Origin of the sequence: Anaerospora hongkongensis (assembly GCF_004339805.1) — a bacterium.
Classification (GTDB): Bacteria; Bacillota; Negativicutes; order Sporomusales; family DSM-15969; genus Anaerospora; species Anaerospora hongkongensis.
Window position 1 is genome coordinate 79,772 of record NZ_SLUI01000006.1, and the last position, 21,638, is coordinate 101,409.

General features: G+C 45.1%; 23 protein-coding genes and 1 riboswitch. Of the genes, 15 read left to right on the forward strand and 8 right to left on the reverse strand.

Features of this window, described 5'->3' with window-relative positions; translation table 11 throughout:
* Positions 1-18 precede the first annotated feature (18 nt).
* The 7 genes from hflC to EV210_RS10030 form a co-directional block, all read right to left on the reverse strand.
* The gene (gene hflC / locus EV210_RS10000) at positions 19-939 is read right to left on the reverse strand and encodes a protease modulator HflC (RefSeq protein ID WP_132079405.1); all 921 of its coding nucleotides are present in this window, start codon (positions 937-939) and stop codon (positions 19-21) included.
* 3 nt (positions 940-942) lie between these two features.
* Complete coding sequence (gene hflK, locus EV210_RS10005; RefSeq protein ID WP_165898859.1) at positions 943-2,490, reverse strand: FtsH protease activity modulator HflK; 1,548 nt, start codon at positions 2,488-2,490, stop codon at positions 943-945.
* A gap of 23 nt (positions 2,491-2,513) precedes the next feature.
* Positions 2,514-4,529: a peptidylprolyl isomerase gene (locus EV210_RS10010; RefSeq protein ID WP_132079411.1), complete on the reverse strand. Its 2,016-nt coding sequence runs from the start codon at positions 4,527-4,529 to the stop codon at positions 2,514-2,516.
* A 154-nt stretch (positions 4,530-4,683) separates the two neighbouring features.
* Positions 4,684-4,890 carry a capping complex subunit for YIEGIA gene (locus EV210_RS10015; RefSeq protein WP_132079414.1) on the reverse strand — a complete coding sequence of 69 codons (207 nt, stop codon included), beginning with the start codon at positions 4,888-4,890 and terminating at the stop codon, positions 4,684-4,686.
* Between the two features lie 2 nt (positions 4,891-4,892).
* Positions 4,893-5,810: a YIEGIA domain-containing protein gene (locus EV210_RS10020; protein WP_132079417.1), complete on the reverse strand. Its 918-nt coding sequence runs from the start codon at positions 5,808-5,810 to the stop codon at positions 4,893-4,895.
* A gap of 33 nt (positions 5,811-5,843) precedes the next feature.
* Positions 5,844-7,277, reverse strand: coding sequence for a Na+/H+ antiporter NhaC family protein (locus tag EV210_RS10025; protein WP_132079420.1), 1,434 nt, complete (start codon positions 7,275-7,277; stop codon positions 5,844-5,846).
* Positions 7,278-7,577: 300 nt separating this feature from the next.
* Positions 7,578-8,537 carry a sirohydrochlorin cobaltochelatase gene (locus EV210_RS10030; protein WP_243650505.1) on the reverse strand — a complete coding sequence of 320 codons (960 nt, stop codon included), beginning with the start codon at positions 8,535-8,537 and terminating at the stop codon, positions 7,578-7,580.
* 348 nt (positions 8,538-8,885) lie between these two features.
* A riboswitch (cobalamin riboswitch) is annotated at positions 8,886-9,069 on the reverse strand.
* An 847-nt stretch (positions 9,070-9,916) separates the two neighbouring features.
* On the opposite strand from EV210_RS10030, the gene EV210_RS10035 reads away from it, so the two are divergent.
* Positions 9,917-10,444, forward strand: coding sequence for a hypothetical protein (locus EV210_RS10035; protein ID WP_132079423.1), 528 nt, complete (start codon positions 9,917-9,919; stop codon positions 10,442-10,444).
* On the opposite strand, the gene EV210_RS10040 is transcribed toward EV210_RS10035, so the two are convergent.
* Positions 10,441-10,812, reverse strand: a complete 372-nt coding sequence (locus EV210_RS10040) for a helix-turn-helix domain-containing protein (RefSeq protein ID WP_132079426.1) — start codon at positions 10,810-10,812, stop codon at positions 10,441-10,443. The two genes, EV210_RS10035 and EV210_RS10040, sit on opposite strands and share 4 nt — an antisense overlap.
* A 696-nt stretch (positions 10,813-11,508) precedes the next feature.
* On the opposite strand from EV210_RS10040, the gene EV210_RS10045 reads away from it, so the two are divergent.
* The 14 genes from EV210_RS10045 (at position 11,509) to EV210_RS10100 (ending at position 21,450) form a co-directional block, all read left to right on the forward strand.
* Entirely contained in the window at positions 11,509-11,916 is a 408-nt protein-coding gene (locus EV210_RS10045; protein WP_132079429.1) for an RNA polymerase sigma factor, read from the forward strand.
* 149 nt (positions 11,917-12,065) lie between these two features.
* Positions 12,066-12,233 (forward strand): hypothetical protein, encoded by a 168-nt coding sequence (locus tag EV210_RS22610; RefSeq protein ID WP_165898860.1) that lies wholly within the window; start codon positions 12,066-12,068, stop codon positions 12,231-12,233.
* On the forward strand, positions 12,224-12,442 hold the full coding sequence (locus tag EV210_RS10050) for an XRE family transcriptional regulator (protein ID WP_132079432.1): 219 nt from the start codon (positions 12,224-12,226) through the stop codon (positions 12,440-12,442). Before EV210_RS22610 ends, EV210_RS10050 begins: the two co-directional genes overlap by 10 nt.
* Positions 12,443-12,447: 5 nt before the next feature.
* Positions 12,448-12,777, forward strand: a complete 330-nt coding sequence (locus tag EV210_RS10055) for a DUF7768 domain-containing protein (protein WP_333593414.1) — start codon at positions 12,448-12,450, stop codon at positions 12,775-12,777.
* On the forward strand, positions 12,774-13,955 hold the full coding sequence (locus tag EV210_RS10060) for an SNF2-related protein (protein WP_132079438.1): 1,182 nt from the start codon (positions 12,774-12,776) through the stop codon (positions 13,953-13,955). The genes EV210_RS10055 and EV210_RS10060 overlap by 4 nt, the downstream gene beginning before the upstream one ends.
* Positions 13,952-14,239, forward strand: a complete 288-nt coding sequence (locus tag EV210_RS10065; protein WP_132079441.1) for a VRR-NUC domain-containing protein — start codon at positions 13,952-13,954, stop codon at positions 14,237-14,239. The genes EV210_RS10060 and EV210_RS10065 overlap by 4 nt, the downstream gene beginning before the upstream one ends.
* Positions 14,229-15,836: an AAA family ATPase gene (locus tag EV210_RS10070; protein WP_132079444.1), complete on the forward strand. Its 1,608-nt coding sequence runs from the start codon at positions 14,229-14,231 to the stop codon at positions 15,834-15,836. Before EV210_RS10065 ends, EV210_RS10070 begins: the two co-directional genes overlap by 11 nt.
* 30 nt (positions 15,837-15,866) lie before the next feature.
* Complete coding sequence (locus EV210_RS10075) at positions 15,867-16,325, forward strand: DUF669 domain-containing protein (RefSeq protein WP_132079447.1); 459 nt, start codon at positions 15,867-15,869, stop codon at positions 16,323-16,325.
* Positions 16,322-18,010 (forward strand): DNA polymerase domain-containing protein, encoded by a 1,689-nt coding sequence (locus tag EV210_RS10080; protein ID WP_132079450.1) that lies wholly within the window; start codon positions 16,322-16,324, stop codon positions 18,008-18,010. Before EV210_RS10075 ends, EV210_RS10080 begins: the two co-directional genes overlap by 4 nt.
* Before the next feature lie 2 nt (positions 18,011-18,012).
* Positions 18,013-19,878, forward strand: a complete 1,866-nt coding sequence (locus EV210_RS10085) for a phage/plasmid primase, P4 family (protein WP_243650519.1) — start codon at positions 18,013-18,015, stop codon at positions 19,876-19,878.
* A 284-nt stretch (positions 19,879-20,162) separates the two neighbouring features.
* Complete coding sequence (locus EV210_RS22615) at positions 20,163-20,300, forward strand: hypothetical protein (RefSeq protein WP_165898861.1); 138 nt, start codon at positions 20,163-20,165, stop codon at positions 20,298-20,300.
* On the forward strand, positions 20,301-20,684 hold the full coding sequence (locus EV210_RS10090) for a DUF3310 domain-containing protein (RefSeq protein ID WP_132079456.1): 384 nt from the start codon (positions 20,301-20,303) through the stop codon (positions 20,682-20,684).
* A gap of 2 nt (positions 20,685-20,686) precedes the next feature.
* The gene (locus EV210_RS10095; protein WP_132079459.1) at positions 20,687-21,142 is read left to right on the forward strand and encodes a hypothetical protein; all 456 of its coding nucleotides are present in this window, start codon (positions 20,687-20,689) and stop codon (positions 21,140-21,142) included.
* 113 nt (positions 21,143-21,255) lie between these two features.
* Entirely contained in the window at positions 21,256-21,450 is a 195-nt protein-coding gene (locus EV210_RS10100; RefSeq protein ID WP_132079462.1) for a hypothetical protein, read from the forward strand.
* Positions 21,451-21,638: the final 188 nt, after the last annotated feature.

Genomic DNA, 21,638 nt, shown 5'->3' on the forward strand with positions numbered 1-21,638 from the left:
CTGTTAAATGGTTAAGGCTTAATTTCCAGATGGGCTGTTTCCCAGATATTTTAGAATTTCAGCATTGGAAGGAAGTACAAGGGTTGTTTTTTCATCAATGGTTTTTTCATAGGTTTCCAGGGCTCGAATAAACTCATAGAATTTGGGGTCTCTCTGGAACGCTTCAGCATATGTTTTTATGGCCGCAGCATCGCCTTCGCCTTTTACTTTTTGTGATTGTCTATAGGCTTCGGAAAGCAGGATCTTTTGTTCCTTTTCAGCGTCGGCTTTTATTTTGCTCGCTTCTTCACTTCCCTCAGAGCGGTATTGTTTGGCCATCTGCTCGCGCTCGGCTTTCATTCTGGAGAACACACTTTTTTTGTTGGCTTCCGGGAAATTTAAAACTTTTATTTGCGCATCAATTACCTCGATGCCGTATTCCTTGGCTTTTTCCTTAGATTTCTCAGCCGTATTTTGCATCATGGCAGCGAGCTTTAATTTGTTGGCGTCTACATTGATCAGTTCATCTAAATTATATTGACCTAATTGAATACCTAAGCTTGATGAAAAGACATCAAGCAATCTAGCTTCTGCGCCAACTTTATCCTTGACAGCTTTCATATAAGTCACAGGGTCGATAATGCGCCAGGTTCCATAATAATCAACCGTGACACTTTTTTTATCGTTAGTCAATAATTCTAATGGCTGAGCCTTATAAACCTGAATTCTGTTGTCAAAACGCTGCACCGATTGGATGGGATCAGGTAGCTTAAACTGTAGCCCCGGTTCTAACACGATCTTTACAGGATTTCCAAATTGTGTTACAACCGCATATTCGGTGGTATCTACTGTATAAACGATAAGATTTAAAGATAGGAGCAGGAGACTAAGAAGTACACCTGCAATCATTTTAGGGTTGGCTTTAGTGAGCCTTTCTCTTACATCTATAGTTGCTTTCATTCGTTACTGCCTCCCTGAATTAAGAATCGGATTGACTGCTGCGCCATTCGTTAGCCATAATTCGGTGCCTTCCATCTTTATATTACCGCCAAGCAATATCTTTTTCACCTTAGGTAATACTCTATCCATTGTCTCCATATAAAGCCTGTATTCGGTTACTCCTTTTGAATTTTGATACTCCTCGAATTTTTGCACAAATAACAATGCATCACCTTGGGAAGTTTTAATTTTCTCATCCTTATAGGCTTCTGCTTCTTTGACCATCTTATATGAATTTCCCTTCGCCTCAGGGATGATGGCGTTACGGTAGGCCTGTGCTTGATTTATATAGGTTGCTTTATCCTGTCTGGCACTTGCCAAATCTTGAAAACTATCCACAATCTCCTTGGGGGGAGTCATTTCTAAAAGCTGTAGATTTACCACCTGCACACCGGTATTATTTCGATCCAACGCCTCTTGCAAGAGGTTCTTTGAAGTTACTTCTACTTCTGATTTTCCCACAGATAGTAAATAGTCGATATTCTTTTCACCAACAACCTGGCGAATGCTAGCAGTTGCTACCTCTGTAATTAAGCTGTTCAAGTCATTCACATTGAGGGCATATTTTATTGCATCAGATACCCTATAATGGATTCCGATATTAACATTGACAAGGTTGGTGTCACCAGTCAGCAGCATATTTAAACCAGTCTGCACATTCTGGATATTATCCTTTTTCACAAGTACCACTTTTTCAATAGGATAAGGGAGACGGTAATGGAGTCCGGGAGGCACGTTGCCTTGGGTAATGGCGCCGAATCTGCGGACAATCCCTTGCTCATCCCATTTAACAATATAAACACCGGAAAGGAAGTAGGCTGTAGCAAAGGCTGCACCAATCCCGGCTAATACTTTCTTGTTGTGGGGAGCAAATTGGAAGTGGAAGGTTCCGGTGTCAGCTACGTGATTTTCTCCTGAAATTAGGGCCTTCAGATTTGTTGTGAATATCTCATACGCAGCTATGAAAATAAAAACCATAGCTATAATCGCCGTTATTTTTTCTAGGCTGCTCATACTGAACAAGGAACCCAACAAGCCAATTAAAACAGCGATGGAGCAGTACATATCCATCTTAGAATGATAACCATCGGCAAGAAGACTTTGTGAATTGGTTTGTTGACCAACATACAACTTATAGCGAGCCATAAAATAATTGATTATGACCCCCAAAAAGGCACCGGCAGCTGTAAAAGGTACATATTTGAGCTCTTTTCCTTCGTTTTCCAAGGCTTCAAACAATACCTCCATACCCATATAGAAAATAAAGGCGGCTACAAATAGCGCAAGAATATTTTCCAGCCTACTTAAGACAGTTGTATGTTTTTTTATCCCGATTCGGCCAATGAACAATCCCAAGAAAACTACCGACGATACAAAAACGTCAGTAAACGAATGCCAGGCATTGGCCTTTAGCCCCAAGCTGCCGGAAATATCGGCCAGGTAAAAGCGTAAAACAATGAGAATAAGATTTGCCAAAATAGCAATCAGAATGGTGCGTTCTTTTCTTTCCACAAGCATCACCTTCTTTTACTCGATTATATTTGGGTATTTTTATCTTCTTTCAACAGCATTTTAAGAGAAGAATCATAAATGACTAACTGCGCTTTCGTAAGTAGTTCAGCTTCTAGACCAGATTCTCTACTACGGTGCTTTTCATCCAGCAACGCTTTTTTTAGCTGATCTTTTACTTCTTCAAAGGACCGCTGTCGTTTCTCTTCCTTTTGCCACAGCTTTACGATATAATACCCTCCCTTATATTCAAAAACACCACTGACTTCATCCGGTTGGAGAGTAAAGATATTTTTTTTCAGTGAGGGATCAAAGTGTTCATTATCATAGATCCAGCTTTTAAGCTCACCCATTGAAGCTGCTTTGGAATCGCTTGAATATTCTTTGGCAATGGCGGCAAAATCTGCACCGCTGGTTAACCTCTGCAGCGCTTCATCAATTTTCTGGCGCGCTCTGGTTTTTTCTGCCTCAGATGGACCTTGCGCAACTTGGATTAGGCTGATCTGGGCTTTAGCAGGCTCAACAAAAAAACTCTTTTTTTCTTCAAAAAACTTCAGTGCTTCTTCATCAGTAATTTGGCCTATTTTTTCGTCTATTTCTTCCTTATGAAGTATCTGGCTTAAATACTGGCTTTTCATTGTCGCAATTTCCTCGCTGTTTTCCTTTTCTGCAGGCTCATCGCCTGATTCCTCCAAAAGAAGTTCTTTAGTTATTAACTGGTCTATTAAGTTTTTCTTGGCGTCAAAGCTGGCGAATTTAGCCTGTGTTTCCGGCGAAAGCTCTTTGAACTCATCTTGGAATGCGCCAAGGGTAAAGGGTTTTCCGTGAATGGTAAATAACGCTTCATTTTTCCTCAAGTCTATTTCTGTTGGATTATCAATCCTTAGAATGTCATAATTTACGATAAGCCCTGCATTCTTTTTTAGCTTTGCAATATATTCAGGAAAGAAGCTTTTCTCTTTTTCTGCGGTCAGAATGTTTCTGATATCGTCCTCAACTTCGTTGAGAGGCTTATCTTTGTAGGTTTCCTTATTTGCATCATAGTATTTTTGAACTTCCCATTTATCGATCTTATCAGGAGAGAGCTGGTCTTGATGCACTTTGTCCACAAGTTTCTCTAAACTCACCTCTTCGACAAGATGTTTAAAATCATGCTTGACATTATCCTTTTGTATAATTCCTTTTTCTTTCGCCCAATCGTCAACAATCTGCTGTACGGCGATCATTTTTATGATTTGTCTGTACGATTCCAGGCTATCGATAGGGTGGGTTTCACATTCCTCAGTTTGATCGCACTTACTATGGTCAAAGCCGTGTTTTGAACAGATGCCATGCTGTTCTTCCTTATAACCCCTGTTTTTTATATAGGTTAAGAGGTCTTCTTTTGTAAGGTTTTTACCGTTATAGGTAGCCACTACATCTTCACTGGGAGGCCGGGGTTCTGTTATAAAGGAATATAGCTTATAGCTTAAAAATGATAGAAGAATAATCAACGGAATAATAACGAGTTTGCGTGTAAGGAATCGCTTTGTAGGTACTTTCGTAAGTCCATCTGCTGGCGCAACTGTACTGTCAATACCTTCAACCTCATTATTATTTTCCTTCACATCTGTAACTTTTACGGCATTACCGCCAGTTCCTAGCTCTTGGTTTTCTGAGATAACTTTTGCCGGTTCATTGCCAGCTTCCTTAGGGTCATCATTCGATGAGGGCGGAAGGACGTCTTTAGAAAGCTGTGATGTTTCAGTTGGTACTGTATTGAATTCATTTGAATCTTTATCTATGCTGGAAGATTTTTTCTTTGGATTTTTCCCAAATCTCACACCGATTGCTGCAAACAAATCCTGTACTATGGTAGTATGATTTGACGCTTTAATCTGAAGAGTACTCTCTGGGAGGGGGGGCTGTCCGTCGATACTATTGATTTCCTCCTGCTGATTTTCCACACTCGTCTCCGTAGATTGTTTTAGATCAGTCCCAGATTTTTTATCTGGTGTTTGAGTTTCTATTTCCTGACTATCCGTGCTTTTCTTGTCACCCATATGTAACCTCCCTGTAATACTGCAGCAGAAATGCCGTGCGTTCTCAGGTGCAGTAAAACTTTATATTAATAAAAGACGGATAAAGTTCCTAAAAGTTCACGAAAAAATGTAAAAAATTTACTAATAAAAAAGAAGAGGAAGTCCAATTCCTCTCCTAATCGCGCAGAATAACGGAGATGCCATTGCTAAGTCGGACTACATCGGCTTTGACCGCCTTGGCTAAATCCAGCGTTAGTTGCTCTTGCTCGGCCTCGTCTTCCGCCTCCAGAACGAAAGCGTCCCCGGCTAGTACCTTATGGTGCTTTAAGATGACGGCGGCAATAATTCTGGCAGTTTGCTGTTGAGCACCTTCACGCCCCATAGTCAATCACCTCCCAGCGTGCTACGGTTTAATAAGGCGTGGCTTTTTTTCACTGATTCTAATAGGGGGGTGTTTCGCACCACCCGGATTAGTTTTTCTTCATCTCTTAAGATCGGTACGAAGAAAATAATGACTTTGCCTGAAGCAAAATCTTTACGGGTGAAGTGATACCGCTTGACACCTAGTGTGCGAGTGGCTTCAAATAAGATGGCTTTTCGCTGTCCAAAGTTATCAAGAGCAACCCGGTAGTGATCGGCGATTGGATCGAGCACTACAGCGACGCCTTCCTTAGTGATAAGTTCTTGGGCGTTTTTCGTACCGACAAGATTACTGACAAAAATTCCATCGACGAAAAGCTCATTGTCTTTAATTTCTACTTGTCCCAACGCAACCTGGACAATATCACCCACCGTTTTGCCCTGGGAGAAGTTTTTTAGCAACAAAAAGACAATTCCCCCGGCGAGTGCTCCTAGCATAAGGTTAAAGTCTGGCGCCAAACTTTTTGTGGCTTGAATAATAACGCCGGTTACTAAAGAAACGACCAAGGCAATATAATTGCGCGACTCAAAGGTTTTGGCGATACCGTCGATATAAGCGTCGCCACGCGGCGTAAATTCCGTGCTTTCCAAATCTTTCAAGCTTTCCTTCTCAATCTTTCGCACATCCCGGAATTGCTGCAGCGCCAATGTTAAAAAAGTGACGGCTGTGTAATTGCCGGTCATGACAGCCGGTACGGCAAAAGCGCCTAGCGCGGCGGCAATAAACCCGATGACCAGGTGAATCATATAACCGTTGGGATGGGAAGGATATTGGCGGTAATCAACTTTAAGCGTTAGCAGCCGCGCTAATGTTCCAACGAAAATTGCGGTTAAAATCAGAGCAAGATATTCCGGTGCTATGGTTCCCCGCTCGCCACCCATAACGATACACCTCCTTGTTGTTGTGATTATGGACTACGGTATAATATAGCCGGCGACCAGGTAGCCAAGCGTGGACAGAGTGATGGCAGTCAGCCCGTAGGGTAAGACATAGCTGACATGACTCGTTACCGGAATATCCATAACTGCTGCAGTTAATACCGGTGTTTCACCTAGAGGTGACAGGCTGTCACCTATTGAGCCTCCAGCCAGAACGGCACCGACTGTGAGCGCAAGATTGGCTCCGGTAATTACAGCTAAGGACATAGCTAGCGGCATGACCAAAGCCCAGGTACCCCAGGAAGACCCCATAAAATAAGAGGCTACTCCCCCTATAGCAAACACAATGATGGGAATTAACTGCGGAGGCATTGCAGTTCCCAGTAAGCCACTAATAAAAGCATTAAAGCCTAGTTCTTGCGTTATACCGGTAATTGCCCAGGCCATGATTAAAATGACGATCGGGGGAAGCATTTCGGTTCCACCGCTTAAAAAATGGCTTTGTAATTCTTTCATAGGAATTTTTTGCAGTACATAGAGCAGAGTTGTGCCTACCAGCGTGGCTAAAGTCGCCACAAAAATAGCTTTTTCATAATCGGCATTCAGCAGTGCTGCTAAAAGCGAGGTTTCTCCCTTGGCTTGACCAGTCAACCAGAACAAATATGTAATCAGTGTTAGTAAGAAAACTAGTGGCAGGAGCAAGTTAGCTACCCGGGGCGGGACTTTTTCTTGATAATGACATTCGTCGTGGGCTTCATGGGAATCATGATCACCGGCGGTCACTTCTGGTTTGTAAGCAGGCTGAGCAAGTTTTAGCCAGCTAAACTGAAATGAGTAAAAGATGGAAAAGATACTAATTCCTAACATACTGATAGAATAAAAATTAAATGGGATTGCCGACAAATAGACCATATACGGGTTACCAGTAAAGCCGACTTGCGCCATAGATGAACCGATGACTCCCAGGATATAACCCACATAGGTGGTAGCGAAGGGAATAAGGACGATGAGTTGAGACGACGTAGTGTTGACAATTAAGGCCAGCTTGTCTTTGGAACCATCGACCTTTTCTAACAAGGGCTTGCTGATGGTTCCTGTCGCAATGACATGAAAGCAGCAGTCAAGGAAAGTCACTGGTGATGCCCAAAGGACGCTGAGCAGGGCACCACGTTCACTCTTAATATAAGGCTCAGTCATGTTTGCGAAGCCGGAGATGCCCCCACCAACCTTAAACATCTCGGCCAGGGCACCGAATCCAAATAGAAATAGGATAATATATGCATGACTTTCATCAGCCACTACGCTGGCCAGTGCCTGACCGGTCAGCAGGACGGCACCTATCGGATTGCCGCCTGCCTGTAGCAAGGTACCGGCTAGTAATCCCAGCACCAGAGAGGGGATAATTCGTTTAGTAACCGCAGCACCGATAATGGCAGCCAGCGGCGGTATGATACTGTAAAAATCCAGCAAGGTTGTAAACCTCCTTTGGTGATATCAGTTTAGTATTTGCCAGAAAGTTGCCAGTTATGAAAATAAATTAGTACGCCGCTTCTTTTCAGAAAAATGACTTGTGAGATAGGCTGGTGTATATTTAACTCAATTGGTGTACGGGTCATCGTTTTCCGGATGATGATGCAAACCGATTGTTACCCGTTCAGTCATGTCGCTATTAGCAGGCGGACGGAAAATTGCCTAGATAGCAATACAATAAAAGAGCCCCGCCTCAAATATGAAGCGGGGCCCTTTTATTGTATTGTTTTGTATAGGTTATTAGTTGATTTCGGGAATGGGTGGACGATCTTTGCCTCTTTCGGTATAGTTATTCGCGATGGCATCTTGCACATGCTGTACAAAGATATTCTGGATTATCTGGTTTTGACCCAAGCCACGGATAGCGGCATCCACTTTAAAACCGGCGTTAATAAGTCTGGTCTTGGCTGAATCGGCCTCGTCTCCGCCGATGTCATTGTTGGCGTGGTCACCAGCAACTAGCATCAGCGGCATCACGGTAACTTTCTTAATTTTTTGTTCCTTTAATTTTGCTATAACGCTGTCTAAGGACGGGTATCCCTCACCATCTACAGTGTTTACAAAGACATTTTTCAAACCGGCATCTGCAAATCTCATTTGTAGAGCGGCATAAGCGGCATTAGCGGGATGAGCGCCACCATGACCAATAAGGACAACGGCCTCGTTACGGTTTAGCTTGGGTAATTGGCTTTGTATGGCTTCAATAGCGGTAAGATAATCGTCTGGACGTTCCTCCTGGCCCGCAAAATAGAGCAGTGGGCGTCCTAACACTATTCTGTCAAAGGATTTGTTTTGAGCGTAGGTATCAACTGCCCGACGCACTTTGTCATATTCATCACCAGCTACCATATGCAGGGGCTGTACGATGACTTCACTGTAACCTTCAGCCTTCAATTTATCCAGAGCCTGCTTTTCTGTATCAATTTTTAATCCTTCGCGCTCAGCGATTCGTTTGATAATAATGCGGGAAGTAAAGGCACGGCGGACTTCATATTCCGGAAAAGCAGCCTTGATTTTATTCTCCACGCTTTCAATATTCAGTTTACGGGTATCCTGATATGTAGTACCGAAGCTGACTACAAGAATTGCTTTTTTACCTGGTGTAGGCTCTGCGGCATAGGTCTTTTGTCCGAAGGATAGAACACCGAAACAGACGGTAAGTAAAAACGTTGTCATGAGTAACCAAATACTTTTTTTCAATTGTTTTCCTCCTCTTTATCAATACATTGTGCTATCCTCAGTGGGTCGACATCACCTCCTCAGTGTATTGGGTATCTTTATGAGGATACGACGACCACAATCTTTTTAGCCGAGCATCATCGTAAAGGAGAACGTGTGGTGTTTCTAAGTAAATATGAGAATTTGGGAAATGCAGAAGTTTATTTACAGGTAAATTCAAGAAATACACAAAGAATAAAAAAGCCCCTCCCTGAGATCTACAGGAAGGGGGATCGTTACGTGAGAAAGATGTTTAGCCAAAATCCCGGCAAAAATTACCGAGCAGGAATCACTTGCTCCATATCCCCTCCCCATCGCTCGTGGGTAAAAACGGTGATTGATAGATAGGCAGTTCTCCTGGCTCTAGATCATCGCTCGTCCAAACCTTCCCAAGACTTTCGCGTCTCAGTGGTAATCCTTGGATTTGCTTCCTATTACAGTGGCGGGACCGCGCCGGTATCACACCGGTCTTCCCTATTAAGCCCTTGCGGGCACCTATCTCGCTCTATGTAATTGTCCAATCTTAATTCTCTTATTATTTGCCACAATAGTACCATTAGCGCTATAGATTGTCAAGCGATCGTCGGTGGGGAATTTATAATCGGTCAGATAATGTTTCATGTACAGGTATAGGAGGTTTAGGTCATACCAGCGTTTAGTTTCAGCATACTCTATCAGATACAATCTTAAGGATGGTGAACTCAAGTACGGGTCAGGATTTCTTTAGGACAGTGAAAATAGAATATACTGCCACGTAGTAAAGTCAGGTCTATTAATCCTAAAAAATTAATCTATATAGACTCTACAAACAGGGTTATAATATGTATGAATGTATACTTATATATTCATGGAGTGCTATATCACATATCTAAGAAAAAACTTTGTATATGTGCCTTAGCAAGCATTGTTAAAATTAAGCAATTCATAGTCTCGTCAAGTCCAGTATGGGCGTCTGTATAATATTGAAAGCATAATGGACATAAGGCGGTAATTCTTACTAAGTGGAATCCCAGTGGGGCCTTATCGTTGAACACATTTACAGAATAGATAAGATAAGATCGCGCAATGAAGGTGGTTCCAGAAGTGGACTTATATTGCTAAAAGTAACGAAAAAAGCACTTCCTTCACCTGGATGCTCTTACTTTATTTTCTGCATAGACATATATGATCCATTTAGCGATAGACATGCATTTATCTTAGTTGTTTTTTGATTTTGTGGACTCCGCTTGTGGCAGTTAGAGAAAGCGAAAATAGCCGTGAGCAGTAGTGGTTTTGAAACAAAACGATATTTCAATAATATGAGTTTCTGTACAAGAATAAGTATTGAACTGATTTTTAAAATTACTGAAGGAGGACATTGTATGATTGAGATTCCTCAAGACTCTTTTCGTTTGTATTTCCGGGACGTGTGCGGCGCGTTCAAATGGCAAAAACTATTTCAGGGCGATATTATCTGCGACAAAAACCTGCTCCTCGAATTTCTTGGTAATGCGATAACCCACAATTTAATTTGGACAATGGACCACTTTAATGTATTCTATGAAAAATGTACTTCCTATGCATTTAATATTCCGACCGAAGATCAAATTTCGGAGGCCATAGAGAATGCAACTCAAGACATCATTCAGGAGATTGGGAAGCCAGGAATTCCGTTTCAGGTATTCTTCCGTCCAGTTGGCGAGAGTAAATGGATTTTGATGCCCACATACAATTCAATTGTGTGCGATATCAAAGATATAACGGAACTTACCTTATATGGCCTCATGAAAGGCGTACTAAATAATCTGGACCGATTTGACATTTACTATAAGAACAGCCCAACCTTGCCCGAGAAAGTAGACGTGGATGCTTTAGTGGCAGCAATTCAAAAAGAAGCAAGAAAAAGTTAATCTTTTTCCTGCTTCTTTTTTTCATTTTTCTCCCATGAATTTACAATTGCCTCTAACATGACCAGGGGAAAGCCTATCTTCTCGGCCCGCTCCCCCAGCACAATATAAGGGGTTTTTTCGTTAGGGGAGATAAGTTCGGATGCAGGCATCTGCCCGGAGCGCAGCACGACATTTTCCAGGTAGAAGTAGCAGAGGTCAACCTTGAAGGCATCAGCAAACTTTGTGGCGGTTTTGTTGTTTGGAAACTCTTTTCCAGTCTCATAGCGGGAAATCTTACTTTGCTTCACACCTGTCAGTTTTTCAAGTTGTTCCATAGTAAGACGTTTCGATTTACGAATTTCTCTGAGTTTATGTCCGAGGAATTTCAATCCATTCTAATCCTCCTTTAGCGACCCATATCCTTAACATAATATTAGTATACAAAAATTATTACTATAATGATAAAGAACATATTACCAATTGACTAAATATTACTGTAAACATTATAATTTCGATGAGAAGTAACCGTTTTTGCTAGTTGTGATTTTGGTCTTTCGGTTGCTCTCGCTACTGGCTACAATTTACTGATGCAAAAAATGGAGTCTTTTCCCACTTTAAGATTTAGGAGGATTTGTTTGTCTGAGCAAGTGAAATGTCCCGTTTGTGGACGACGCCTATTTGATATCGAAGAAGATTCCAGGGGTCTAATTGCAATAAAGTGTATGCAATGTAAAAAAATTACTAAGTTTTACCTAGCAAGATTAAGTAAGTGCCCCGGGCGCCAGAGGTGTGGATAATAGAAGGAATACGAGTCAGCGGCTGTATTGATTTACCTAGAAGCCAGATAAATTGTTACCGACAATTTATCTGGCTTTTTTACTTTTATGGATAAAGCAGTTGGCCAGTATCTCATTTATCACTAAACTGTAATACCTTAACTATTTTTGACAATAAAATACCGTGCATACCGAGCAACGGAACCAGCGGTTTAAACCGCTTTGAGTTACCAAATAGCCGGATGAAGCTAATTTTTATTAGCTTCATCCGGCTATTTTTTTTTATTCACCCAAAGGAGAGAATGATCAATGAAAATTAAGTATGAATTCCTGACAGGAGAAGCGGTGGAGATTGAGGTGTCGGAAGCAATCAGCAAAGTGCTGATTGGTATTGACGAGGAAGTCAAAAACAGTGACCGGCGGGAAAGCCGACGGCATCATTCGATTGACGCTTTAGCTGAGATAGGCGTTGAACTGGCAGCTACCAGTGAGGAACTTGCTGACTCTATCGAAATGCGGGAAACAACGGAAGCCCTGCGCCAGGCAATCGGCAAGCTGCTTCCTCAGCAACGCAAATTGCTTCAGAAACTGTATTTTGGTGACGGGCGCACGATAGTGGACGTTGCCAGGGAGGAAGGGGTTACTATATCAGCCATTAGCCATCGCTTGGATCTGATCTATAAAAAACTAAGAAAGTTATTGAACCAAAATCAATAACCGAAAGCCTTTGATAAATCTAAGTTTTTTACCAGTTCCATAATTTACAAGAAAAAACTTTAGAAATAGACCCTCAACTTTCGTCGTTTTCGTGGCTATAAGGTAGAGGCACTTTTACGGCCTCAAAACATAGCGAAAGAGGTGAAACGATGGAAATTTGGATTGAGGGAGTCCAGATTAAAATTCCCAAAGGCAGCAAGCTCAAGTCTATTACGATTTCAGAACTAGACAGCAAGGCGGCAAAAAGGAAAGCAGTGGAGTTGGTAGACAAGCTGTTCCAGCCGCTGCTCCGTGAGGGGCAGCAGCAGTGCGACTGAATAGCGCCAGAGTCCAGCAACTCTTTAGCGAGTATGAAACGAACCCATGCCGGGTTGCCCGACAAACGGGAATCAGTCGGGGCGCACTGTCAAATGCGTTGGCTGGCCGGCGAACCGTGGGGAAGAAACTGCTGGCTGGTCTAATCAGGGCCTTCCCCGGTGAAACCATTGAAACCTTAACACTTCCAGACAGGCAGGTGGCAATTTGAAATTTGTGTACGTTTGCTCTCCCTTACGGGGAGACATAGAAACCAATATCCGGCGGGCTTACGGCTACTGCCGGTTTGTCATCCAGCAAGGAGCGCTGCCGCTGGCGCCGCACGCCATATTCACCGCCTTCTTGGATGACACGATTCCAGAAGAACGACAGCTAGGAATGAGCCTTGGCATTGAACTCTTGAAGCGTTCGGATGAACTTTGGGTGTTCGGCAAGAGGATTACTGAAGGCATGCGCGCTGAGATCGAAGTGGCTATAGAGCGGAATATCCCAGTGCAATATTTTGATGAACGCTGCGAAAAGAGATACCCTCACGCGGAACCATGATCCAGCTCTATCCCCATCAGGACCAATGCCTGGTTGAGACTAACGGTAAAAGCCGCGTGGCCTATTATCTCGACATGGGTCTCGGCAAAACCTTTGTCGCCGGTGAAAAGGCGAAGGAGCTGGACAAGCCGGTCCTGGTCGTGTGCCAGAAATCCAAGATCGACGACTGGAAGGAGCATTTTCAGATCCACTATCAGCTTCCGGTGTCTGTGATCAACTATGATCTGGCCTGGCGGCGGAGCGAGTATCTTAACTGGGCGGACTTTACGCTCCTGCTAGATGAATCCAGCTTGATCAAAAACGAAACGGCCAAACGCACCAAGTATGTGCTGAATCTGAAACCGACCAATGTAATCCTGCTATCGGGGACGCCCACAGGCGGCAAGTATGAAGAACTGTGGAGTCAGTGCCGATTGCTTGGCTGGAACATCTCCAAAAAGCTGTTCTATGACCATTACGTCATTACCGAAAAAATCGAGATGGGCGGGTTCCCTTTAACCAAAGTGGTCGGGTACAAAAATGTCGACCGGCTGAAAGCCAAGCTGCGCCAGTATGGCGCGGTGTTCATGAAGACCGATGAGGTATTCGACCTGCCGGAGCAAGTGGAAACGATGGTGAAGGTCAAGGCGACCAAGGAGTACCGCCAGTTTAAGCGGGACCGGTATCTTGCCTTGGACACTACCGAATTGGTCGGCGACACGACGCTGAAACAACTGCTCTACCAGCGGCAGCTTTGCGGCCAGTATAACAAGAACAAATTGTCGGCCGTCCGCGACCTGCTCGACTCGAACAATGACCGGGTCATCATCTTCTACAACTTTACCGCCGAGTTTGAACTAATCAAAACCCTGACCGACCGGCCGATCAGCTATATCAATGGCACAGGGACGGATTTGGCAAATTACGAAGCCCATTCGAACAGCATCACCTGCGTCCAGTACCAGGCCGGAGCAATGGGCCACAATCTGCAGCGTAGCAACATCATTATTTATTTCACGCTGCCCTTAAGCTCCGAGCTTTTCGAGCAATCCAAAAAGCGGATTCACCGGATCGGCCAGAGCAAGACTTGCTTTTACTATTACCCCATAACCGAGAAATCGGTGGAAGTTAAAATACTCAAAGTGCTAAAACAGCGCCGGGACTTTACCGATGCGCTGTTTAAGGAGGAGGCCGGTTGACGGAAAAACAGTTTCAGGACAAGGTCATTGCCTTCCTTCGGTCTCAGAAGATATATCACGTGAAGGTATGGGGCGGCGGCTATCAGACAGCCGGTATTCCTGACATACTCTGCTGCATAAACGGCCGGTTCGTCGCCCTGGAGTTAAAGACCGAAAAAGGCAAACCCACGGTCCTGCAAAAATACAACCTCTTCAAAATCCAGGAGGCGGGGGGACACGCGCGTGTACTTCGACCGTCGGAATTTGAAGGTTTCAAAAGGCAGGTGCTGACCGGTGCGATTTAGCCACAGCAGAGTCAATACCTTTGTCCAGTGCCCTTATAAATTTAAGCTGCGCTATCTGGACGGCATCGAAACAATACAGGACCCGGCAGCGGACAATCCGCTTATCATTGGCAAGGCCATGCATATGGGCATCGAGGATGGCATACCGGCGGCGGTGCGGTGGTATGCCGAGCAGTTTAATATCCTTACCGACCTTCATATCCACGAGACGATCAAGCTGGAAATCCTGTTGCCGAAAGTGCGGGCGCTGATTGATTACGACGCATCCACCTTTGAACTAGAAGTCAAGACAAAGGATTTCGTCGGCTATATCGACCTCATTGTCAAAAACGGCGATGGCACGGTCGACATCTTTGACTTCAAGTATTCAAACAACGTGGATCGATATCTAGAATCCGAACAGCTGCACCTATATAAGTACTACCTGGAAAAAGTCCACCATCTGAAAGTGGGCCACCTGGGATATATCTTTATCCCTAAGACAGCGATCCGGCAAAAGAAAACCGAGGACTTATACCAGTTCCGGCGGCGCTTGCTGGAAACGCTGCGCGAGTTAAAGGTAACCGTCTCGGTAGTTGAGTATGATCCGCAAAAAGTGGAGCGGTTTTTCCAGGATATCCAAAGCATTCATAGCGCCGCCGAATATCCGAAGAACCCCACAAAACTGTGCGACTGGTGCGATTACCAGGAATACTGCATGAGAGGAATTGATTATATGTTACTATTGCCCAAAAACGAACGGGTCCAGGTGGACCGGGAGACTGCCCCGGTACTGTGGTTGTACGGCGTGCCGTTCAGCGGCAAAACCACCTTTGCCAACCAGGCCCCGGACGTATTGCATTTGAATACCGACGGCAATGTCAAATATGTGGATGGTGCCCGGCTGATCATCCGGGACGAAATCAAGGTGAACGGTCGCATCAAAGATACGGTGTTTGCCTGGCAGATGTTTAAGGATGCGGTGGAAACGTTGTGCATCGGCCAGCACGACTTTAAGACCATCGTCATCGACCTGGTGGAAGATCTTCTGGAACACTGTCGGATTTATATGTATGACAAGCTGAACATTACCCATGAGGCGGACGCCGGTTACGGTAAGGGCTATGATATGGTGCGGACCGAGTTCTTGCCACAAATTCGTCGGTTGACCAACGCCGGTTACGGCGTCATTCTGATTAGCCATGAAATTATCTCCGAGATTACCAAACGCAACGGCGATAAGATTACCACCATTAAACCCAACCTGCAGGAAAAATACGCGAATAAAATCGCCGGCATGGTGGATATCGTGGGCCGAGTCATTATCGAAGAGGATGACCGCCGCTTTATCAAGTTCAAAACCGATGCTGTGCAATTTGGCGGCGGGCGGCTGAAATTCGGCACCGACCGGGTGGAACTAGACTATGACAAATTTATGGCATTGTACCGGACGGCCAAGCCGGAAACAAACACTAAGCCCAGACCTGCACCGCAAGCGGCGGTTATAAATGAGCCAGCTGGCGAAGCCCCCGAAGAAACAGGGGGTGAAGTACCAACCGAGGCGGCTGCTCCTACAGATGAGGACAAGCCGAAAAGACGTTCCAGAAGATCTGCGTAATTGAATTGAATGTGAGGTAGAAAATTTACCATGGCTAATATCTGGGAAAAATGGGATAAAAAAATCGATACTACCGGTCTCAAAGACGACGTAAAGAAAGCGTCGGAAAACAAGCAGGAATTTAAGGATGTGCCCAAAGGCAAGTATGAAGTGAAAATCACTAAGCTGGAACTGAAGGCCAGCAAGAAGTCCGATGATCCCATGCTGGCCTGCTGGATGAAAATTATCGCCGGGGACTACAAGGGCCAGTATGTTTTTTACTACCAAATGCTGACCACCGGCTTCGGTATCCACATGGCCAATGATTTCTTGCGCAGCTTGGAATCCGGTGTGGAAATCGACTTTGATAACTTCAAGCAGTACAACGACATGCTGATGGACATCACGGAAGCCATCGAAACGGAAAAATTGGAATATGTTCTTGACTACGGCGAAAACGACAAGGGTTATAAGACGTACAAAATTGAGGATGTTTTCTCCGACTCATGATTTTCTTTGATTTTGAGGTCTTTCTCCTAGACTGGTTGGTGGTGTTGGCGGATGCCAGCACCCAGACCTTTCATACCATCATCAACGACCCGGAAAAACTTCGCCGTTTTTATGAGAAGAACAAAGACGAAATATGGATCGGCTACAACTCGCGCAGCTACGACCAGTATATCCTGAAGGGGATATTGCTGGATTTTGACCCGTACGAAATATCAAAGTTCATTATTGCCGAAGACCGCAAAGGCTGGGAGTATTCAAACGCGTTTAACAAAATCCAGCTTTATGTATTTGACATCATGACCAGCTATCACGGCCTCAAACAGCTTGAAGGGTATATGGGCAATGATATTCGGGAAACCGACGTCAGCTTTAAGACCGCCCGCAAATTGACAGCAGCGGAGCTGCGTCAGGTGGAACAGTACTGCCGCCATGACGTGGAGCAAACCATGGAAGTGTTCCTGAACCGGACTGACGAGTTTGAGAGCCAACTGTCACTGTTAAATGCCTTTAAATTACCGCTAGGTTACATCGCTAAAACCAAACCACAGCTTGCGGCGATCATCCTGGAAGCAACCCGGCAAAGTTATCATGATGAGTTTCATATTACGCTGCCGGACACCCTTCGCCTCAGTAAATACCGGCATATTGCCGACTGGTATGGCGAAGCGGCGAACCGGGACTATAACAAGTCTTTGAAAGTGTTCGTCGCCGGCGTTCCCCATATTTTTGCCTGGGGCGGCATTCACGGAGCCATCGACAATTACCAAGGGGAAGGGTTGTTTCTGAATATCGATGTGGCCTCTTACTATCCCGCCCTAATGATTGAATACGGTTTTCTCAGCCGCAGTGTCGTCGATCCTGAGAAGTACAGGCAAATCCGGGACGAACGCCTCCGGCTGAAAAAAGAGAAAAACCCCATGCAGCAGCCGTACAAGATCGTGCTGAACAGTACCTATGGGGCCATGAAGGACAAGTACAACGCTCTGTACGACCCGCGCCAGGCCAACAACGTGTGCGTAGGCGGCCAGCTTTTGCTGTTGGATCTCATCGAGAAACTGGAACCGCATTGCAAAGTCGTTCAATCCAACACGGACGGCGTAATCGTAAAACTCGATAACGATGATGTCGATTTTATTAAAGCTATTTGCGCCGAGTGGCAAGAGCGCACCCGCATGGTGCTTGAATTTGAGACGTTCGAGCGGATCTTCCAAAAAGATGTGAACAACTACATCGTTATTCACAAGGATCAAACCTATAAGTCCAAGGGGGCCTACGTCAAGAAGCTCGATGTCTTAGACAACGACCTGCCTATCGTCAACAAGGCTCTAATCAAATATTTCATCCAAGGGACGCCGATGGAAGAGACCATAATAGGTTGTACGAACCTTATGGAATATCAAAAAATCGTCAAGGTGTCGCGGAAATATATGTACGCCATGCATGGGGATAAAATTTTAAGCGAGCGTGTTTTGCGCGTATTCGCCTCCCGCAGTAGGCATGACGCGGGCGTGTTCAAGCAGAAAACCCTGGAGCGCATCGAAAAAATCGCCAACACTCCTGAACGCTGCTTTATCGAAAACGGGAATGTGAACAACCTGCCTTTGCCTGCGAAACTGGACATTTCCTGGTATATCGATGTCGCAAAAAAACGCCTTAACGACTTTTTGGCAGGTGGTGCAAAGTGAGTATGTACAAGGGATATCTAAAGACCAAGGGCAAGGTGCCTCTCGAAAAAATGGAAGAGATGCGGCCGTCTCCCCCGGATCGGGGAGACTATGCCGGTGTGCTGGCAGACGATATGATCCAGATCGACGTGGACAACAAGGAACAGGCTGAGATTGTCCATGAAATCGTCAATTACCTGGAACTGAACTGCAATATCCTGCAAACAACCAGGGGCCTGCATTTCTATTTCAAAAACCCGGCTGTGAACAGTGTGAAAAACAGATCAGTCAAGGCGTATACCCCGGTTGGCATTAAAGTCGATGTCGGCGTGGGCCTAAAGAACGGCCTCGTTCCCCTGGTGGTTAGCGGCATAGCCAGAGAGTGGCTGAATCAGACTGAGGAGCCTGACGAACTGCCTGATTGGCTGCGGCCGGTTAAAATCACTCCAGTAGACTGGTTTCATTTCGGGGAGGGCGACGGCCGGAACCAGGAACTGTTTAACTATATCATCAAGCTGCAATCGGCCGGAATAGCTAAAACGTCCATCATTGAGGCCATCAATCTTATAAACCGCTTTATCCTTAAAACGCCGCTCACGCAGCGGGAGATCGATACCATTACCCGCGATGAGGCGTTCCCGACAGAGACTTTCTTTGGTGAACGCGGCAAGTTTTTGCACGATGGGTTTGCCCGCTGGTTTATAAACAACGAGCATGTAGCTCGTATCGATGGCATGCTGCACATTTACCAGAACGGCCTGTACACGAACAACTGGGAGCTTTTCGAGCGTAAAATGCTGGGCAAAATTCCGACATTAACATCAAGCCAGCGTAGTGAGGTGCTGCGCTATATCCAGGTGACCTGCGATAACGAAGTCAGTCTGGCCGAGCCGCGCTACATTGGCCTGAAAAGCAAGATATACGATATTGAAACCGATAGTCTGCTGGATTACAATCCTAAGATTGTGCTGAAAAACAGAATCCCTTACGATTACGATCCCACCGCCTATGACCCGAGCGTCGACACGGTGTTCGGCAAAATTACCTGTAAGGACAATAACCTGCGCCTGCTGCTTGAAGAAATGATTGGGTATTGCCTATATCGGAAAAAATCCTTCGGTAAAACCTTCTTTCTGACCGCTGGCGGTGAAAACGGAAAATCCACCTTTCTTGACATGATCAAAACTATGCTGAGCCGGGAAAATATCGCAACGCTTGAACCGGCCGACTTTGAACGGCGCTTTGTCAACGCGCAGCTCTTCGGCAAGCTGGCGAACATCGGTGACGATATCAGCTCTAACTACCGGGAGAATTCCAGCATCTTTAAAAAGCTCGTTACCGGCGAGAGCATTATGGTGGAGAACAAGGGTGAAACGCCCTTCATTCTGGATAACTATGCCACGCTGATCTTTTGCACGAACGAAATGCCCCGGATTAACGACCAGAGCCACGGCTTCATGCGTCGATTGGTTATTATTCCGTTCAACGCGAAATTTAGCGCGTCGGACCCGGACTACGACCCGTTTATTAAAGATAAGTTGCTGACGGAAAACGGCATGAAATATTTGCTGAAGCTTGCCGTTGCCGGTCTTAAGCGGCTACTTAAAAATAAGCGGTTTACGGACAGTGCCCAGGTGGCTGAACAATTGAAGCTGTATGAGGGCATCAACAATCCGGTTCTCTTATTTGTCGAAAGTCATCAGGTGGAAAATCAGATTGCACGGGATGTCTATCTACAATACTCATTTTGGTGCCGAGAGAACGGTCTGGTGCCGGTAAGCAATATTAATTTTGGCCGGATTCTAAGCAGCAAAAACCTGTTTAAAACGGCCTTTAAAAAGATAGACGGCAAGTCGTTTCGGATTTACACAAAAATTCAAGGGGCGTAAAGTCACCGAAAGGTATGGAAAAGTCTCCGACAGGTAACGGATGAAACCCTTATGAACACTGATGGTCACAGTAGACACTTCTATTTTATATATAAGAAGAATTATCAAATATATATAAATATATAAAGTATATATTTTTATATAGAGACTGTGACCCAAATTCTAAAGAAAGTCAGTATTTGTGCGGGTTCACCCGGTTTTTCTTATCGTGACATTTGTGCCCGATACGTGCCCTGTTTGTGCCTGGATTGTGACCAGTGAAATGAGAAGTGGGAGGACAAGCCATGAATATGCTGCCGATTAATTCCGAATGGAAGCGGCGGATTAAATGGGCCGAGAAGCAGCAGAAAGCTGCCAACAAGGCCAAGGAGCAAGCCAAGAAAAAAACGATTCAAAAAATACACTCGGTACAGGAGGACTAGATGACCAAGAAAGTGGTTACCTTCGATTATTGCGGTTCCGGCTTCCTTAGATATCAAAACAACATCAGCGAGAGGAATTTCTGCAACCGGAAGTGCTGGGGTAAGCATCTATCTAAGAAAAGCAAGATGCAGCCACTGAGTAAAGGGTCAGCGGCCCAGCAAAAACATTATCAAATCGCTCCAGTTGAACTTATAGAGATTTTGCAGATGTATTTACCTCCAGAGCAGTTTCAGGGATATTTACGCGGCAATGCGTTGAAGTACTTGCTACGAATGGGGCATAAAGATGAGCCCAAGAAAGAAATAGATAAAGCCTATCAGTTTAGCAAATGGCTCCGGCAGGCGGCTAACGGTGAGACAATCAACCCGAGGCAGGAGGACTAAGCATGGACTGCATTAGGGAAGCAGAAAACTACTTGCGCTATTACCGGGAACTCAATAAGAGCGTCGAGCACGCCGATCGGATGATCGGTCAGTTAACGTGGCAGACCGCACCGAAAGGGCTGGGTGCTGTAAGCATGGACGTGACCGGTGTTCGGGCGTCTCAATCGCACGACACCTTAAACCAGATCTTTCAACTGCAAAAGTGGCAGGAGATGCGGGAGTTGACGCTCACGGAAATGGAAAAGGTTGAGGACGTTTTGCATTCGATCTGTCAGGAGGCAGGCTGCGCGCAGTACAAAGATGTATTGACCATGTGGTATGTAGAAAAGCTGGATAAGGATATGATTGCTGATAAATTTGGCTATAGTTCACGGCAGTCGGTCTACGATATGAAGAATAAAGCGATTAGGAAATTCGCCGTCGCACTTTTTGGAGTAACTGCCTTAAAGGCAATATGAAACTGGAAAAAGTCTAGACACTTTTTTGACTTTGATCGTGCTATAATGATACCATCGAAATACTTGAGGACCGCCCTGTTTGGGGCGGTCTTACTTTTTATGGAGGTGGCCTTATGCCAACGGTAGTGTGTAGCCGGACGGACTGCTTGAATCACAGTGCGGAAGTCTGCATGGCAAATCGGGTGGAGTGGTGTCAAGGACAATGCAGCGGCTATATCACGAGCCGGGAAGCGATGAGAGCCAACGCCCCGCCCGTGGAACGAAAGCATGGTGCGATCATCCCTAAGCAGTGCCGTCCGATCCGGTGATGAGGTGTGGCACCCATTTACTGGCAATAAATCGGGCGGTTCCTTCTTACGGGGTGGGGGCCGCAGGGGTCGGCGATGCCGCGATAAATTCCCGCGAAAAATTAAAAAAATTTGTTCAACCTTTCAACTTTTTAAACACGCAAATTCAGCGTTATTGAGGGTTGGCGGATTTTGAAAGTTGTAAAAAC

Excerpts from the sequence above, each read along its gene's own strand:
- hflC (WP_132079405.1), bottom strand. The coding sequence starts at position 939 with ATGAAAGCAACTATAGATGTAAGAGAAAGGCTCACTAAAGCCAACCCT.
- EV210_RS10010 (WP_132079411.1), bottom strand. The coding sequence starts at position 4,529 with ATGGGTGACAAGAAAAGCACGGATAGTCAGGAAATAGAAACTCAAACA.
- EV210_RS10015 (WP_132079414.1), bottom strand. The coding sequence starts at position 4,890 with ATGGGGCGTGAAGGTGCTCAACAGCAAACTGCCAGAATTATTGCCGCC.
- EV210_RS10020 (WP_132079417.1), bottom strand. The coding sequence starts at position 5,810 with ATGGGTGGCGAGCGGGGAACCATAGCACCGGAATATCTTGCTCTGATT.
- EV210_RS10035 (WP_132079423.1), top strand. The coding sequence starts at position 9,917 with ATGATTGAGATTCCTCAAGACTCTTTTCGTTTGTATTTCCGGGACGTG.
- EV210_RS10045 (WP_132079429.1), top strand. The coding sequence starts at position 11,509 with ATGAAAATTAAGTATGAATTCCTGACAGGAGAAGCGGTGGAGATTGAG.
- EV210_RS22610 (WP_165898860.1), top strand. The coding sequence starts at position 12,066 with ATGGAAATTTGGATTGAGGGAGTCCAGATTAAAATTCCCAAAGGCAGC.
- EV210_RS10060 (WP_132079438.1), top strand. The coding sequence starts at position 12,774 with ATGATCCAGCTCTATCCCCATCAGGACCAATGCCTGGTTGAGACTAAC.
- EV210_RS10075 (WP_132079447.1), top strand. The coding sequence starts at position 15,867 with ATGGCTAATATCTGGGAAAAATGGGATAAAAAAATCGATACTACCGGT.
- EV210_RS10080 (WP_132079450.1), top strand. The coding sequence starts at position 16,322 with ATGATTTTCTTTGATTTTGAGGTCTTTCTCCTAGACTGGTTGGTGGTG.
- EV210_RS10085 (WP_243650519.1), top strand. The coding sequence starts at position 18,013 with ATGTACAAGGGATATCTAAAGACCAAGGGCAAGGTGCCTCTCGAAAAA.
- EV210_RS22615 (WP_165898861.1), top strand. The coding sequence starts at position 20,163 with ATGAATATGCTGCCGATTAATTCCGAATGGAAGCGGCGGATTAAATGG.
- EV210_RS10090 (WP_132079456.1), top strand. The coding sequence starts at position 20,301 with ATGACCAAGAAAGTGGTTACCTTCGATTATTGCGGTTCCGGCTTCCTT.
- EV210_RS10095 (WP_132079459.1), top strand. The coding sequence starts at position 20,687 with ATGGACTGCATTAGGGAAGCAGAAAACTACTTGCGCTATTACCGGGAA.
- EV210_RS10100 (WP_132079462.1), top strand. The coding sequence starts at position 21,256 with ATGCCAACGGTAGTGTGTAGCCGGACGGACTGCTTGAATCACAGTGCG.